17 protein-coding genes and 2 tRNA genes are annotated in these 15052 nt (G+C 66.3%); 10 read left to right on the top strand and 9 right to left on the bottom strand.

The window, feature by feature from the left end:
* The first annotated feature begins 22 nt into the window (after positions 1 to 22).
* The 4 genes from ACFWU5_RS27340 to ACFWU5_RS27355 all read left to right on the top strand — a co-directional run bounded on the left by ACFWU5_RS27340 (position 23) and on the right by ACFWU5_RS27355 (position 2533).
* Complete coding sequence (locus ACFWU5_RS27340) at positions 23 to 412, top strand: MarR family winged helix-turn-helix transcriptional regulator (protein ID WP_379269744.1); 390 nt, start codon at positions 23 to 25, stop codon at positions 410 to 412.
* Positions 413 to 476: 64 nt separating this feature from the next.
* Positions 477 to 1313 (top strand): hypothetical protein, encoded by an 837-nt coding sequence (locus tag ACFWU5_RS27345; protein ID WP_379269746.1) that lies wholly within the window; start codon positions 477 to 479, stop codon positions 1311 to 1313.
* A 46-nt stretch (positions 1314 to 1359) separates the two neighbouring features.
* Positions 1360 to 2166, top strand: a complete 807-nt coding sequence (locus tag ACFWU5_RS27350; RefSeq protein ID WP_379269748.1) for an alpha/beta fold hydrolase — start codon at positions 1360 to 1362, stop codon at positions 2164 to 2166.
* Positions 2167 to 2182: 16 nt separating this feature from the next.
* Positions 2183 to 2533 carry a zinc ribbon domain-containing protein YjdM gene (locus ACFWU5_RS27355; RefSeq protein WP_379269750.1) on the top strand — a complete coding sequence of 117 codons (351 nt, stop codon included), beginning with the start codon at positions 2183 to 2185 and terminating at the stop codon, positions 2531 to 2533.
* On the opposite strand, the gene ACFWU5_RS27360 is transcribed toward ACFWU5_RS27355, so the two are convergent.
* Positions 2530 to 3411 (bottom strand): LysR family transcriptional regulator ArgP, encoded by an 882-nt coding sequence (locus tag ACFWU5_RS27360; protein ID WP_379269752.1) that lies wholly within the window; start codon positions 3409 to 3411, stop codon positions 2530 to 2532. The genes ACFWU5_RS27355 and ACFWU5_RS27360 overlap by 4 nt on opposite strands.
* 72 nt (positions 3412 to 3483) lie before the next feature.
* Between ACFWU5_RS27360 and ACFWU5_RS27365 the strand changes: the two genes are divergently transcribed.
* On the top strand, positions 3484 to 4104 hold the full coding sequence (locus ACFWU5_RS27365) for a LysE/ArgO family amino acid transporter (RefSeq protein ID WP_379244920.1): 621 nt from the start codon (positions 3484 to 3486) through the stop codon (positions 4102 to 4104).
* A gap of 24 nt (positions 4105 to 4128) precedes the next feature.
* On the opposite strand, the gene ACFWU5_RS27370 is transcribed toward ACFWU5_RS27365, so the two are convergent.
* The 3 genes from ACFWU5_RS27370 to ACFWU5_RS27380 form a co-directional block, all read right to left on the bottom strand.
* Complete coding sequence (locus ACFWU5_RS27370; protein WP_379244922.1) at positions 4129 to 4470, bottom strand: hypothetical protein; 342 nt, start codon at positions 4468 to 4470, stop codon at positions 4129 to 4131.
* Positions 4471 to 4596: 126 nt separating this feature from the next.
* Entirely contained in the window at positions 4597 to 5214 is a 618-nt protein-coding gene (locus tag ACFWU5_RS27375; RefSeq protein WP_379244924.1) for a transglycosylase SLT domain-containing protein, read from the bottom strand.
* 636 nt (positions 5215 to 5850) lie between these two features.
* A tRNA-Lys gene (locus ACFWU5_RS27380) sits at positions 5851 to 5923 on the bottom strand.
* A gap of 313 nt (positions 5924 to 6236) precedes the next feature.
* Between ACFWU5_RS27380 and ACFWU5_RS27385 the strand changes: the two genes are divergently transcribed.
* Positions 6237 to 7445 (top strand): Ig-like domain-containing protein, encoded by a 1209-nt coding sequence (locus ACFWU5_RS27385; RefSeq protein ID WP_379244926.1) that lies wholly within the window; start codon positions 6237 to 6239, stop codon positions 7443 to 7445.
* Positions 7446 to 7516: 71 nt separating this feature from the next.
* Here ACFWU5_RS27385 and ACFWU5_RS27390 read toward each other — a convergent pair whose 3' ends face one another.
* The gene (locus ACFWU5_RS27390) at positions 7517 to 7861 is read right to left on the bottom strand and encodes a hypothetical protein (protein ID WP_379244928.1); all 345 of its coding nucleotides are present in this window, start codon (positions 7859 to 7861) and stop codon (positions 7517 to 7519) included.
* 109 nt (positions 7862 to 7970) lie between these two features.
* Complete coding sequence (locus ACFWU5_RS27395) at positions 7971 to 8141, bottom strand: hypothetical protein (RefSeq protein ID WP_379244930.1); 171 nt, start codon at positions 8139 to 8141, stop codon at positions 7971 to 7973.
* A 25-nt stretch (positions 8142 to 8166) separates the two neighbouring features.
* On the opposite strand from ACFWU5_RS27395, the gene ACFWU5_RS27400 reads away from it, so the two are divergent.
* Positions 8167 to 8688: a CGNR zinc finger domain-containing protein gene (locus tag ACFWU5_RS27400; RefSeq protein WP_379269754.1), complete on the top strand. Its 522-nt coding sequence runs from the start codon at positions 8167 to 8169 to the stop codon at positions 8686 to 8688.
* A gap of 54 nt (positions 8689 to 8742) precedes the next feature.
* On the opposite strand, the gene ACFWU5_RS27405 is transcribed toward ACFWU5_RS27400, so the two are convergent.
* Together ACFWU5_RS27405 and orn are read right to left on the bottom strand one after the other, a co-directional pair.
* A tRNA-His gene (locus tag ACFWU5_RS27405) sits at positions 8743 to 8815 on the bottom strand.
* A gap of 55 nt (positions 8816 to 8870) precedes the next feature.
* Positions 8871 to 9512 carry an oligoribonuclease gene (orn, locus tag ACFWU5_RS27410; RefSeq protein WP_379244934.1) on the bottom strand — a complete coding sequence of 214 codons (642 nt, stop codon included), beginning with the start codon at positions 9510 to 9512 and terminating at the stop codon, positions 8871 to 8873.
* A 200-nt stretch (positions 9513 to 9712) separates the two neighbouring features.
* Between orn and ACFWU5_RS27415 the strand changes: the two genes are divergently transcribed.
* Positions 9713 to 11446 (top strand): helicase HerA-like domain-containing protein, encoded by a 1734-nt coding sequence (locus ACFWU5_RS27415; protein ID WP_379269756.1) that lies wholly within the window; start codon positions 9713 to 9715, stop codon positions 11444 to 11446.
* Between the two features lie 78 nt (positions 11447 to 11524).
* On the opposite strand, the gene cmrA is transcribed toward ACFWU5_RS27415, so the two are convergent.
* Positions 11525 to 12328 carry a mycolate reductase gene (cmrA, locus tag ACFWU5_RS27420; RefSeq protein WP_379244938.1) on the bottom strand — a complete coding sequence of 268 codons (804 nt, stop codon included), beginning with the start codon at positions 12326 to 12328 and terminating at the stop codon, positions 11525 to 11527.
* A 138-nt stretch (positions 12329 to 12466) separates the two neighbouring features.
* Here cmrA and ACFWU5_RS27425 point away from each other — a divergent pair, with 138 nt between their 5' ends.
* Together ACFWU5_RS27425 and ACFWU5_RS27430 are read left to right on the top strand one after the other, a co-directional pair.
* Positions 12467 to 13801, top strand: a complete 1335-nt coding sequence (locus ACFWU5_RS27425) for a purine-cytosine permease family protein (RefSeq protein ID WP_379269758.1) — start codon at positions 12467 to 12469, stop codon at positions 13799 to 13801.
* A gap of 57 nt (positions 13802 to 13858) precedes the next feature.
* Positions 13859 to 14935 (top strand): phosphotransferase enzyme family protein, encoded by a 1077-nt coding sequence (locus tag ACFWU5_RS27430; RefSeq protein WP_379269760.1) that lies wholly within the window; start codon positions 13859 to 13861, stop codon positions 14933 to 14935.
* Positions 14936 to 15052 lie beyond the last annotated feature (117 nt).

The following is a 15052-nucleotide window of genomic DNA, read 5'->3' on the forward strand; positions in this document are numbered from 1 at the left end:
CTCCTGCCAGCGACTCGACGCCGTGCTGGCCGCAGGCCTGGGCGAACACGGTCTGTCGATGGCCGACTACGAGCTGTTGGTGCCGCTGTCGGCCGCACCCGACGGATGTCTGCGAGCCAAGGAACTGGCGGCGCACGTCTGCTGGGAAAAATCCAGGCTGTCCAAACAACTGGCGCGGATGGCGGCGCGCGGGCTCGTCGACCGAGTACCCGCCGAGGACGACGCCCGCGGCATCGTCGTATCCCTGACCGACGCCGGGCGTGCGGTGCTGCGCCGGGCCGCACCCGAACACGTCGAACTGGTACGCGAATTGTTCATCGACCCGATGACCGATGCGGAAAGCGCGGCGATCCGGTCGCTGGCGGCGAAGGTGAAAGTGGCCGGCGAGCACCGAAGCGCTTCGGGCGGTTAACGATTCGCCCGTGCGACTCGATGCATCCAGACAAGGCTCGAACTTCGCACGCAGGGGTGGTGTCATGAAGGCAGCTGGGTTCGTCGTGGGTGTGGTGTGCGCGTTGTCGGTCGCGGGATGCTCGACCGACGACGGCACCGCGCAGACAACGGTGACTACGACTACTCGCAGCAGTTCGCTGCTTACTCGCCCGCCCGTCGTCGGACCCGGTGTTGGTCCGACGAGTTGGCTGGCTCAGCCGCCGGGAATTGTCGTCCCGACGACGCCGGGTCCTCTCCCGACCCGTTCGGGCACACCGGGCACCGCGCCTTCCTCCGCCGCGCCACTACCCCTCGTATCGACCGATGTCGTCTCGCTGGTGGCCGTCGATGCCGCAGGTCGACCTGCCAACGGCTTCACCCTGACCAGTCCGACGCCGGTCGGGTCCATCGACTGCTCCCATATGTCGCCGAGCCGGTCGGCCACGACCGCGGGCATCTACGAATGCGGTGCTTCCGCGGACTCGGCCAACGTGTGCTGGGCTGCTCCGGACAAGGCCTCGCTGCTGTGCGCGAACGACCCTTGGCAGCGGGGGCTTCGCGTCTACACGGTCAGTCCGCCGGTCGCCGAGGTCGGCAAGACCGCGTCGCCGGAACCTTGGGCGTTGGACCTGGCTGACGGTCGGCATTGCCGGATCCGTGTCGGTGGCGCCTGGGGTGGTCGATCCGACGGGTTGGTCGGTGCGTATTCCTGTGATGGTGGGCATGACGTTGTCCTCAAGCCCGCCACCGCCCGGACCGCGATCGACACCTCGACCAGTACCTGGCTGGTCAAGGTGGGTCCGCTCGGCTCCGGTGCTCCAGACTTCCCGGCTCCCGCGGTCGTCGCCGTGCGCACCGCCTACTTCGCCGCAGTGAGCTGAGTCGGCCGACACCTGCGCGAATCCGCCGTGACGGTAAATTCCACCCATGCCCATCACATCGCTCAACGGCATCCAGCTCAGCTATGACGTCACCGGGACGGGGCCGCTTGTCCTGATGGTGATGGGTAGCGGCAGTCCTGGTCGTGTCTGGCGGACCTATCAGGTGCCCGCTTTGGTCAAAGCAGGCTTCCGTGTTGCCACTGTCGACAATCGGGGGATCGCGCCGTCGTCGGAGTCGGCTGCCGGGATCACCATGGCTCAGTTGGTGGGGGATACCGCGGCGTTGATCGAGCATCTCGGGGCGCCCGCGCATGTTGTCGGTACCTCGATGGGGTCGCGGGTTGTCGCTGAGCTTGCGCTGGCGTGTCCTGAGTTGGTGCGGAAGGCGGTCATGTTCGCCGCGACGGCTCGTCCGCATCCGGTGACCAGTGCGCTCAGCAAGGGTGAGCAGGCGTTGTACGACAAGGGGATTCAGCTTCCGCCGGAGTACGCGGGTGCGATCAAGGCGATGTTGAATCTGTCGCCGCACACTCTGGCGGACGAGTCCAAGGCGCAGGAATGGCTCGATATCTTCGAATTCGCCTCTGGCAAAAGCACTCCGGGGACGCGGGCGCAGTTGGGGATGGATCGGTCGCAGGATCGGCGGCAGGCTTATCGGGCAATCATGGTGCCCAGTCTGGTGGTCGGGTTCGCTGATGATCAGATGGTGCCGCCGCAGTTCTGTCGGGAGGTCGCCGAGGAGATTCCGACTGCTACCTATGTCGAGATCGAGCGGTGTGGGCATTACGGGTATCTCGAGCGGCCGGATGAGGTCAATCGGGTGATGATCGACTTCCTTTCCGCCGCACGATAATTCACGAGGAACTGATATGAGTGAAGCGCCGAACTGTCCGGCTTGTGGCTATGAGTACACCTATGAGTCGGGCAAGGATGGGATGTGGGTTTGTCCCGACTGCGCGAATATGTGGGGGATGTCGATCGTGCCCGATCTGAAGCCGGAGCCGGTGATCCGTGATTCCGTCGGGAATGTGCTCGAGGACGGGGACACCGTGACGGTGGTGAAGACGCTGAAGGTGAAGGGCAGTTTGGTCGGGATCAAGGCGGGGACCAAGGTGCGCAATATTCGGCTGGTGCAGGGGGTGGGCGATCACGACATCGACTGCAAGGTGGATGGAATCGGGCCGATGCAGTTGAAATCCAGTGTGGTGAAGAAGGTTTAGATCAGGGCGTTCGCGGCCGCGGCGGTGATCGCGGTCGCGATGGCGAGCAGGGCGGGGGAGTGCAGTTTCCACTGCTGCCAGAACAGGGGGACGTCGATGTGGGAGTCGCCGTCGATGTTCACGAGAGTGCCTGCGGCGCGGTCGTTTTCGGTTTGTAGGTCGGGCAACATGCCCCAACCCAGGCCCAGACGCACCGCGTCGGCGAACGCGCTGGAAGACGGCACGTAGTGGCCGGGCGGCTGACGGCGGGTGCGGCGGCGGAGTTGACGGAACTGTAGGTCGTCTTTGCGGTCGAAGTGCACGACGGGCGCGCGGCTGTACGCGGCGGCGGTCGGGCCGTCGGGGAACCAGGTGCGCACGAACGCGGGGGTGGCGGTCGGGCGGTAGCGCATGGCGCCCAGCGGGGTCACCGTGCAGCCCTGGACCGGGGTGGCCGTGGCGGTGATCGCGGCCATGACGGTGCCGTCGCGCAGGAGGTGGGTGGTGTGTTCTTCGTCTTCGCGGTGCAGGTCGAAGGAGATGTCGGTGGGGACCTGGGCCAGCGCGGGCATCACCCAGGATTCGAGGGAGTCGGCGTTGACGGCGATCGGGATGCGGATCGGTTGGTCGGCGGGGCGGTCGGCGTCGCCGAGTTCGCGGGCGGTGTCGCCGGCTAGCAGCTCCACCTGTCTGGCCAGGCGCAGCACCGCGAGTCCGGATTCGGTGGGGCGCACGGGTTTTGATCGTTGTACCAGGACTCGGCCCGCGGATTCCTCCAGTGCTTTGATTCGCTGACTGATCGCGGACGGTGTGATGTTGAGGCGGCGGGCGGCGGCGTCGAAGGTGCCTTCGGTGAGCACGGCGTTGAGTGCGCGCAACTGGTCCAGCTGGAGATCCACATAAGTAACTCTAATGGTTGTGTAGAAACATTAGCTGGACTGAATACCGGCAGGCTCATAACGTCGACAGACGTGATTGCATCATCGGCGGCCGTGGCCGCGCTCTCCGGATTGGGCTTCGGGCTCTCGCTCATCGTCGCCATCGGCGCACAGAATGCGTTCGTGCTGCGTCAGGGGGTGCGTGGGCAGCATGTGTTGCCGGTGATCGCGGTGTGTGTGGTGTCCGACATCGTGCTGATCGGGGTGGGCGTGGCGGGGTTCGGTGCCATCGTCGAGTCGTTTCCGGCGATCGTGACCGTTGCCCGGTATGCGGGGGCGCTGTTTTTGCTCGGGTATGCCGTGATCGCCGCGCGTCGGGCTCTGCGTTCGTCGACGTTGATCGCCGACTCGGCGGGCACCTCCGTCACCGTCGGTGCGACCGTGCTCACGTGCCTGGCGATGACCTGGCTCAATCCGCACACGTTCCTGGACACGGTGGTGTTGCTCGGCTCGTTCGCCAGCACGTACGCCTCGCCCGACCGCTGGTTCCTGGCCGGTGGTGCCATGCTGGGCAGCGTTATCTGGTTTCTGGCGCTCGGCTACGGCAGCCGTCGGCTGGGCCCGCTGTTCGCTCGGCCGGGATCCTGGCGCGTTCTCGACTCGCTGATCGCGGTCGTCATGCTGGCGCTGGCGCTGGGTTTGCTGATCGCGTGACCTCGCGGCTGGCGACGCTGTGACTTAACTTCCCGCCCACGGCGTGACCGGTGGCTTCACCCACAGCAGCTTCTCATCGGCGTGTGTACGCACCGCACCGGCGTGCTCGGGGTTGCGGACGGCCCATGCGTCCTTCTGGTCGAGCAGGTCGGCCACCACCTGCCACGTCTCGCCGGTGCTGGGCGGATTGGTGTCGGCGGCGCGGGCCAGCTTGCGCAGGGTGGACGCGGGCAGGGCCAGCAGCTCGGTGCTGCGGATGTCGCGGGACCACGCGTAGGCGGCCATGCGGCGGGCCTTGGCGAGGCGGCTGGCGGTGGCCGCGTCGGAATGCGCGTGATCGGGGGGAAGATCGGCGCTGTCGGACACGACGGCGATTCTACGACGAACGCCCGCAGTCCCGGTCGGTGATGACCAGGGTGCGGGCGTTCTACGACGAACGCCCGCACTCCAGGTCGGCGATGACCGGGGTGCGGGCGTTCGGTGTCAGTTGGATCAGTACGCGCTGTTCACGTTGTCCATCGAGCCGTAGCGGTTGGCTGCGTAGTTGCAGGCCGCGACGATGTTGGACACCGGGTTCCACACGTCGAAGGGGGTGCCCTCGACATGGAAGGACGCGAAGGTCGGGTCGATCACCTGGAGCAGGCCCTTGGAGGGGATGCCGTTGATCGCATTGATGTCCCACAGGTTGATCGCCTGGGGGTTACCGGTGGACTCACGCATGATGTTGCGGTGAATGCCCTCGTAGGTGCCGGGGATGCCCTTGGCAGCCATGATGTCGAGCGCTTCGGTGATCCAGCCGTGAAGGTCGTTGCTGTAGACCTTGGGCGCGACCTCGGGCATCGGGGCCGGTGCGGCCTCGGGTGCCGGTGCGGGGATCGCCTCGGGGGCGGGGGCCGGGATGGCCTGGATCGCGGGTGCGGCGCCGACGGCGGGGATGTTCTCCGCCTGCTCGACGACCATGGCGGCACGCTCGGGGACGCTGTCGTCGGCGAACGAGACGGCGGAGGACGCGGCTACGGCGACCAGGCCGACCGCGGCGACTGCCACGGTGAACGCCTCACGACGCGAACGACGGCCGATTACGGTGCTGAGCTTGTCTTTAGTGAGCATTGCTTTTCTGTTCCTTCATCTCTGTCTTGGCGACGCAGGCCCTGTTCAGGGCGCGGTGTATCGCGCAGCGCGCGCTATGGAAGCGCACGCCGTTTCAGGCGATGTGTTGTTTCTGTCTGTGTCTGGAAGGTGCGACGCTGTGGTGGGGGACGAACGCTCAGTGGCAAGTTCGTCGCCGCGTCGCACGGTGCTCCACAGCTGGCTGCGGGGAGACCACGCGCTGTTCGGTGCTATCGGAGGTTGGATACTTCCGGGCTAACCAAACCGCAGGTCCGTTTGTGACCTGATGACAGAATGGTCACGACGGGTTAACGCAAGGTGAACGGAACTTGAACGGCAAACGTTGCCGATCTTGGTTTCTTGCGGGGCAGTTGCAGAATCGTTATGTATGCAGGAGGTTTAGACCCGCGTTCTGCGTGACCGCCGACACAAAAAAAGTTTGCCCGAATCGGGTTTTGGAGGGGTTTCCGCAGCTCGTGGGAGTCCGGATCGGCGCAAGAGCACTCGATGACCGGTTCGTCCATGGCGGTTCGATAACGAGATCGTGACCGTTGTCTGGCGGGTACCCTCAGAGCTTCCTAGAGCAAAAAGACCGCAACCCGGCAGTTGTGGTAACTGCCGGGTTGCGGTCTGTTGTGCGCCATCAGGGACTTGAACCCCGAACCCGCTGATTAAGAGTCAGCTGCTCTGCCAATTGAGCTAATGGCGCATGTTTTCGTTCTTTGCCCCGTCTCCGGTGCGGAACAAACATTAGCAGGCCTGGTGCCAGAAAGTGAAATCGGGCGTTGACCAGCGAAAACGCGACACACCGTTGGTTGTTAACGCCAACGGTGCCTGTGGCTATCTAACGATTGTGACTTGGTCGTGTCGCGGGGGCTTTCCCGTTGGTGTCGGCTGAGCGGGCTGGCAGAATGGCGGACGACGAGCTCGTAACGCCCCCCGCCGGCGCGGAAGGCACTAGCGATTCGGTCGGTGGGATCTGCGGCGCACTGTGGCTGCGTCGGTACGGAAACGGGGTTGATATGGGTACGAAGCGGGGGCGACCTCGGTCGCTACGGACGGTTGTTCCGGTAGTGCTGCTTGCGGTGTTCGCACTGGGTGCGTCGGCGTGCTCGGCCGCGGAGGGTGCCGGTGTGGAGGTTGCGATCGATCGCAACCCGATCACCGAGCTCATCAAGCCGAAGCTGGTGTCGACCATCAAGGACGGGCAGGTGGGTGTCTCGCCGGGCATGCCCTTGGCCTTCCAGGTCGAAGACGGCACGTTCACCGACGTCCGGCTGACCAACCAGCAGGGCACCGCGGTGGCCGGTCAGCTGGCACCGGACGGTCGCTCGTGGGCGACGTCGGAGGTGCTGGGCTACGGCAAGACCTACAAGCTCACCGCCGCGGCCATCGGTCTGGGCGGGGCGAACTCCTCGACGTTGAGCTTCACCACCAGCTCGCCCAACAGCCAGACCAAGCCGTACCTGCTGCCCGGTGAGGGTGAGGTGGTCGGCGTCGGTCAGCCGGTGGCGATCCAGTTCGACGAGAACATCCCTGATCGGCGGGCCGCGCAGGACGCCATCAAGATCACCACCGAGCCGGCGGTCGAGGGCGCGTTCTACTGGGTGAACAACCGCGAAGTGCGGTGGCGCCCCGAGCATTACTGGACACCGGGCACGAAGGTGACCATCGATGTGAACGTCTACGGCAAGGACCTGGGTAAGGGTCTGTTCGGCCAGGACAACATCCACTCGTTCTTCACCGTCGGCGACGCGGTGATCTTCACCGCCGACGACAACACCAAGCAGGTGACGGTGGAGAAGAACGGGCAGGTCATCATGACGATGCCGACCTCGATGGGCAAGGACAGCACGCCCACCGACAACGGTGTCTACATCGTCAGCGACCGGCACGAGAAGATCATCATGGACTCCTCGACCTACGGTGTGGCGGTGAACTCGTCCGACGGGTATCGCACGCCGGTGGACTACGCGACGCGAATCTCCTACAGCGGCATCTTCTTCCACTCCGCGCCGTGGTCGGTGGGGCAGCAGGGGTACTCCAACGCCAGCCACGGCTGCTTGAACCTGAGCCCGGCGAACGCGCGGTGGGTGTACGAGAACGCCAAGCGCGGCGACATCACGATCATCAAGAACACGATCGGCGGCACCCTGTCCGGTGTCGACGGACTGGGCGACTGGAACATTCCGTGGGCGGAATGGAAGGCGGGCAACGCCGACGCCGCCTAGTCGCGCAACGCGTGAAAAGCGAAGGGACACCGGAGATTTCCGGTGTCCCTTCGTTCGTTTGGTGGGTCGGTTCAGACCGGCGTGGGCAGTTGGGCGCAGTCCATCATCGCCTCGCCGGCCAGTGCCATGGCGCTGCCGAACGCGCCGCACAGGACGCGGCCGCCGAACAGCAGGCGGTCCAGGTTGGGCAGACCGGCCGAGCCGGTGCCCGACGAGCCGGTGGTCTCGGCGCCCGCGGTGGAGCCGCTGCGCGCGGAGCCGGATTCGGGATCGTGGCTGGGCAGGCCGAACTCGCTGACGGGGGTGGGGGCCACGAACTCGGTGAGGGGCAGGCCGGGCGAGGCCGCCGCGGTCCCGGCGACGGGGCCGAGCACGGTGGCGGCCGCGAGGATGGCGACGACGGTGGAACGCTTCATCAAGGGGTCTTTCCGGTCGAGCGCTGACGCGATGGCGAGATCTGCCCCACATCTGGGCAGCGGTCCACAGTGTAGCGATGAAACGTGATGTTCGTCATGGAGCGGGCGGTTAGCCCGTCGCGGCCAGATCGGGTTCGTCGCGGTGGATCTCCGAGGCGACGCTGTGGTGGTCGACCACGACCCGGCGGGCGCCGCAACCGCAGCGTTGGTAGGCGACCAGACCCTCGCTGGTGTGGTGGCGCGACTGGATCTGCCAGGTGTGTGAGCTGTGGGTGTTCATGACTCGAGTCTGATGTAATGGCATTGTGCATTACAACCATTACGGCCGGGAGCCGGTGCTGCTCGGGGTCGATCTGCTCAACGATCCGTGTTCGAGCGCGGCGGAGTTGAAACGCCGCTGTACGGCGGCGGGGCTGGTGTTGAGCTCGGCGGTGTCGGACGGCGATCTGGCGTCCGTGACGGCGTTTCTGGGGCGTTGGCGCGCGGTTGTGCAGTGTTCGGTCCGCACGGAGCGTGCGGCGCTGCTGAACGTGTTGCTGGCCGAGTACGCGTCGGCGCCGCGGTTGACCGATCACGTGGGCGACGGCTGGCATCTGCACTTCCGTGATCCCGAGGTGGCCACGGACCGGGTGATCGCCGCGTTGATCACCGTGGGCACTGCGCTGCACCTGACCGGTCTGGGGATGGATCGGCTCGGCGTGTGCGAGGCGGACGGGTGCTCGCGGGTCTACGCGGATATTTCGCGCAACGGCAGGCAGCGGTTTTGTTGTCCGGCGTGTGCGAATCGTTCGGCGGTGCGCCGGCACCGTGCGAACCGCGCCAGCTGAGGGCCCGGACAACGAAGAAGGCCCGGTCCACATGGACCGGGCCTTCTTGCTCGGGGTGACCGACGGGACTCGAACCCGCGACATCCAGGATCACAACCTGGTGCTCTACCAACTGAACTACGGTCACCATTACCGGTGAATCACCGGCGCCGTCGATACTAGCGTGCTAAGGGCGTGAGTCCCTAATCGGCTGGTAGCGGGCTCGAACCGGTCACATCCACGGCCGCGGTGGCCTCCTGGGCGGCGGTCGCGATCTCGGCGGTGGACGGGCCCGGCAGCGGCACGAACGCGGTGCGACGGTAGTACTCGAGTTCGCGGATGGATTCCTTGATGTCGGCCAGCGCGCGGTGCGCCAGACCCTTCTCCGGCTGGCCGAAGTAGATGCGCGGGTACCAGCGGCGGCACAGTTCCTTGATCGAGCTCACGTCGACCATCCGGTAGTGCAGGTGCGCGTCCAGTTCGGGCATGTCACGGGCGATGAAGCCGCGGTCGGTGCCGATGGAGTTGCCGCACAGCGGCACGGTGCGCGCGGTGGGCGCGTACTCGCGGATGTAGTCCAGCACCTGCTGCTGGGCCTGTTCGATGGTGACGGTGGAACGTCGAACCTCTTCGGTCAGACCGGATTTCGCGTGCATGGCGGTGACGACCGGTGGCATGCACGCCAGGGACGCGTCGTCGGCGTGGATGACGATGTCCACACCGTCACCGAGGATGTTGAGGTCGCTGTCGGTGACCAGGGCGGCGATCTCGATCAGCTTGTCGCTGTCGAGACGCAGTCCCGTCATTTCGCAGTCCATCCAGACCAGGAGTTGGTTGTCTGACACGGGAGTCACCCTAACGGTGGGTCGGCGCGCCCGGTCGACAGGTGTGTCGCGCGGGCGAGGCGGGGCGGGTTTGCTTGCGACATCCGCGGATGATCGCCACGGGGGTGACCGGCCCGGATACAGTTTGCCTGGAGTTGCCCGCACACGTTTCGAGCATTTTCGCGTTGGCGAAATGAGCACAGTAGACGGAGGACGCGCGAATGACCACCCCTCAGGAAAAGGCGGCAGCGGCACGCAAGGTCGCCGAGGATGCGGCGCGGGCTGCCGCGCAGGCGTTGGCGGCCGCGGAGGCTGCTGAGCAGGAGGCTGCGGCGAGCACGCAACCGGCCGCGGGCGGCGAATCAGCGGCGGCGGGTGGCGAACCTGCGGGCGGCGAATCCGGTTCTGCGAGTTCGAAATCCGCCTCGAAATCATCTGGATCCAGTGCGGCTGCGGAGATCGCGCAGGGCTATGCCTTCGGCGGGCCCGCGTTGGAACTGGGCACGGTCATGGTCGACGGGGTCACCGATCCTGGTGCGCGCGTGCGTATTCCGTTGCCGATGATGAACCGGCACGGACTGGTCGCCGGTGCGACCGGTACCGGCAAGACCAAGACACTGCAGGGCATCGCCGAACAGCTGTCGCGTGCAGGCGTTCCCGTGGTGATGGCCGACGTCAAAGGCGACCTGTCGGGACTGAGTGAGCCGGGCGCGGACAACGAGAAGATCAGGGCGCGCGCGGCGGAGACCGGGGCGAGCGACTGGGCGCCCAGTGCGTTTCCGACCGAGTTCGTGTCGCTGGGCACCGGCGGTATCGGGGTGCCGATCCGGGCCACGATCACTTCGTTCGGGCCGATTCTGCTCAGCAAGGTGCTCGGCCTCAACGACACCCAGGAATCGACGCTGGGTCTGATCTTCCACTGGGCGGATCAGCGGGGTCTGGCACTGCTGGACCTGAAGGATCTGCGGGCTGTCATCACCCACCTGACCAGCCCGGAAGGCAAGGAAGACCTCAAGGGCATCGGTGGGGTGTCCCCGCAGACGGCCGGGGTGATCCTGCGGGCGCTGGTGAATCTGGAAGCCGAGGGTGGCGACACGTTCTTCGGCGAACCCGAACTCGACCCGGCCGATCTGCTGCGCACTGTGGACGGGCTCGGCGTGATCACGCTGTTCGAACTGGGGCAGCAGGCGGCGCGGCCCGCGTTGTTCTCGACGTTTCTGATGTGGGTGCTGGCCGATCTGTTCCAGACGTTGCCCGAGGTGGGCGATGTGGACAAGCCGAAGTTGGTGTTCATCTTCGATGAGGCGCATTTGCTGTTCGCGGAGGCGTCGAAGGCGTTTCTGCAGCAGGTCGAGCAGACGGTGAAGTTGATCCGGTCCAAGGGGGTGGGTGTGTTCTTCTGCACACAGTTGCCCACCGACATTCCGAATCCGGTGCTGTCGCAGCTGGGTGCCCGGGTGCAGCACGCACTGCGCGCGTTCACGCCCGACGATCAGAAGGCGCTGTCGAAGACGGTGCGCACGTATCCGAAGTCGTCGGTGTACGACCTGGAGGAGGCGTTGACCTCGCTGGGCACGGGCGAGGCGATCGTGACCGTGCTGTCGGAGACGGGCGCGCCCACGCCGGTGGCGTGGACCAAGATCGTGCCGCCGCGGTCGCTGATGGACACCATCGGCGATGAGGCGATCAAGGCGAAGGCGCTGTCGAGTCCGCTGCAGGGGAAGTACGGGCCCAGCATCGACCGGGAGTCGGCCTACGAGAAGTTGCTGGCCAGCGTCGCGGCGGCGGAACCGGCGCCCGAGGCCGCGCCCGCGCCGGGACGGTCGCAGCCCGACGAGGATTCGGCGGCCGAGCGACTCATGAACAACCCGGCGGTGAAGGGGTTCCTGCGGTCGGCGGCCAGTGCGGCCGGGCGGGAGATCAGCCGCAGCATTTTCGGGACGCGGCGGCGGTGAGGACACGCTGAGCGGACATTTCTCGCGCGATCGGTCGACATTCGCACCGAAACGTCGAAGAATGTCCGCGCAGCGTGGTCAGCCTCCGAGCTTCTTGTAGAACGCCCCCGCGACCGGGGCGGTGAACGCGCGCGGTCCGTAGTTGCCCGCGACACTCATGCCCTTGCTGATCACGCCGGGGACGATGCGCATCTTGTTGCGCGACAGCGCGTCGATGGAGACCTTGGCGGTGTACTCCGACGACACCCACAGGAAGTCGGGCACCAGCTTGTCCACGATCGACTGATCTTCTGGCGCAGGTGTTTCCGTGCGCACGGGGCCGGGCGCCAGCAGGGTGACGTTCACGCCGCTGCCCTTGAGTTCGCCGCGCAGCGACTCCGAGAACGTGTTCGCGAAGGCCTTCGACGCGGCATAGGTGGCGTTGTTGGGGATCGGCATATTGCCCGCGGCCGAACCGCTGATCAGGATGCCGCCCGCCTTGCGCTCGAGCATGCCGGGCAGCACGGCCAGGCACAGGTCGTGCACGGCGGTGGCGTTGAGTTCCATCTGCATGCGCTCGTAGGCGAAATCCAGTTCGGCGACCGGGCCGAAGGTCGCCACGCCCGCGTTGTTGCACAGGATGGCGATATCGCGGACCGCGAGTTCGTCGCACAGGCTCGCGCGCTGGGTGCGATCGGCCAGGTCGACCGCGCGGACCTCGGCGGTGATGCCGTGGGTCAGGGTCAGGCGCTGGGCCAGTTCGGTGAGGATCTCACCGCGGCGCGCGACCAGGATCAGCGAATAGCCGCGGCCGGCCAGTTCGGCGGCAAGCGCGGTGCCGATGCCGGAGGAGGCGCCGGTGACGACGGCACGATTGTCTGCAGTGGGGGAGGGCAAGCTCACGGGGGGAGCTTAGGGGATCGGCTGGTGCGGTGCGGTGCCCGCGGTGGGCGGGCGCGGACCGGAGATCGGCGAGCGCGGACCGGGCGTCGTCGGTAGATCGACGGAAATCGGCCGCGCGGCAATAGCATGGGGAGCGTTATGACAATTGACTTATCGAAGTCTCGCACCGGGCAAGAAGCGCCGCTGCTGCTGAGCACCGAACCGCCGCGCACCTTCGGATTCACCGATCAGGCCGCCTTCTGGACGAATCTGGGCGTGAGCCTGATCGGCTTCACCGGGGCCATCTATGTTTTGCAACCCGCCGGGTATGCGCGATTGCCGCTGATCGGGGCGATCCTGGCGACAGTGGTCGGCACGCTCATCGGCGCCTCGATGGTGGCGGCCGCGGGGGCGGTCGGGGCTCGCACGGGTGCGCCCGCGATGGCGAACTTCCGTGGACTGTTCGGCACCAAGCTGTCGGGGCTGCCGACCATCGCCAACGTGGTGCAGTGCATCGGGTGGGGTGTGTACGAGCTGACCGTGATCGCGGCGGGGATCGCGGCACTCACCGATGGGCGGGTGCCGCACGCGGTGGTGGTGATCGCGGCCGGTGCGCTGAGCACGGTGATGGCGATCTGGCCGATGCATGTGGTGGGGATTCTGCGCAAGTACGTGACCGTCGCGGTGGGGATCGCGATGCTGTATTTCACGGTGCAGTTGGTGCGTCAGCCGCTGCCCGATCTGGGGGAAACGTCCTGGTCGGGGTTCTTCCCGGCGGTGGATACGGCGTTGGCGGTCGCGGTGTCGTTCGTGCCGTTGGCCGCGGATTACATGCGGCATTCCAAGTCGGCGAAGGTCGGCAGTGCGGCGATGTTCGTCGGGTACTCCGTGGCGCAGATCTGGTGCTACCTGTTGGGGATCGTGGCGTTGCTGCACGTGGACGGCGACCCGAACCGGCTGTTCGACTCGTTCCTCGGGATCACCGCGGGCTGGGTGTTCTTCGCGGTGCTGGTGTTGCGCGAGACCGACCAGTCGTTCGCGAATGTGTACTCCACGGCGATGTCGCTGCAGAACCTGCTGCCGCGGGTGGACCGGCGCATCCTGGCCGGGGTGGTGGGGGTGATCGCCACCGTGGCCGCGCTGTTCGTGACCGACTTCAGCAACTACGCCAACTTCCTGCTGCTGATCGGCTCGGTGTTCGTGCCGCTGACCGCGGTGCTGGTGGTGGACTTCTTCTTCGGCAAGGGGCGCACCGGCTGGAACCTGACCGACTCGTCGCCCGCGCGTCCGATCATGTTGCTGCCGTGGGTGATCGGGTTCGTGGTCTATCAGCTGTGCAACCCGGGTTCGGTGCAGTGGTGGGCTTCGCGGTGGATTCAGGTGCAGGACGCGATCGGCATCCACCCCACCTGGTGGACCTCGGCGTCGCTGTTCTCCTTCGTCGCGGCGGGCGTGGCGACCGGGCTCGTGGTGGTTGTGAGCCGGAGGCGATGAGAGTGGGCGACGGCTGCTTCCGGCGAGGGTGCGGCCGTCGCTTTCGTGGGGTGAGCGGTGGCTGATCAGCAGGTGTTCGGGATGGGCGACGATCCGCTCGCCGCTCCGACGTGGCCCGCGCTCACCGACGACGAGATCGCTCGCGCGGTGGCCGCTACGTGGGGTGGGGCGCAGCCTGCTGCGGTGGAATGGCGTGGGGCGCGGCCGCTTTCGTCGACGGTGGGGGTGCGGCTGGATGACGGTGAGCGGCTGGTTGTGAAGCGGATGCCGGTGCGATTGCGCGATGGGGTGGCGTTGGGGGAGGAGCATCGGTTCATGGGGCACCTGCGTGACCGGGGGATTCCGGTGCCCGAAGTGCGTGTTCGTGACGCGGGTGAGGTCGTTTACGAGGTTCATCAGACAGGGGCGGGCCAGGATCGGTATCGCGCGGACTTCTCGTGGTCGCCGTATCGCGATGTCGATGATGCGGTGGGGGCAGGCGCGATGCTGGGTCGATTACATTGTGCTGCTTCGGGATTCGATGCGCCTGCTCGACCGGCTCGGCCGCTGTCGGCGAGTTTGCACAGTGATGTGGTGGGGGCGTTCGAATGGCATATCGCCCGGCGGCCGGCTGTTGCGCAATTTCTGCGTGAGAGAGATTGGCGCGCTGAGGTTCCTGAGTTGGCAGTCGATCTTGCCGACGTCGCGCCGTTGTGGACGCACGGGGACTGGCATGGGACAAACCTGCTGTGGGACGACCATGCGGTGAGTTCGGTGATCGATTTCGGGCTGGCGGATCGGACGACGGCGGTGTTCGATCTGGCTACCGCGATCGAACGTACTGCGGTGGACTGGGTTTCGCTGCGTGACGGCGGACCCGCGAATGTTCGGGCGGACCAGATCGCCGCGCTGATCCAGGGATATCAGTCCGAGCGAACGCTGTCGGCCGCCGAGAAGAGGTTGCTCCCGGACCTACTCCCGCTGGTCCACATCGGCTATGAACTCTCCGAGATCGACTACTTCCTCACCATCGCCCACGACCCACGCAACGCCGAAATCGCCTACCACGACTGGTTACTGGGCCACCTGCGCTGGTACGAATCGCCCGAAGGCCGCGAACTACACGACCTGATTCGCGACCTCTCCGAACGCTGACCGGGACTTTATACCACCGAGCCCGCACCCGACCACCCTCCCAGCCCCGCACACCCGACCCCTAGGGAGGGTCCGCCGCGCAGCGGCGGTAGCGGCCCGGCCGCGAGTTAGCCGCCG

Source organism: Nocardia sp. NPDC058640, from assembly GCF_042716995.1.
Classification (GTDB): Bacteria; Actinomycetota; Actinomycetes; order Mycobacteriales; family Mycobacteriaceae; genus Nocardia.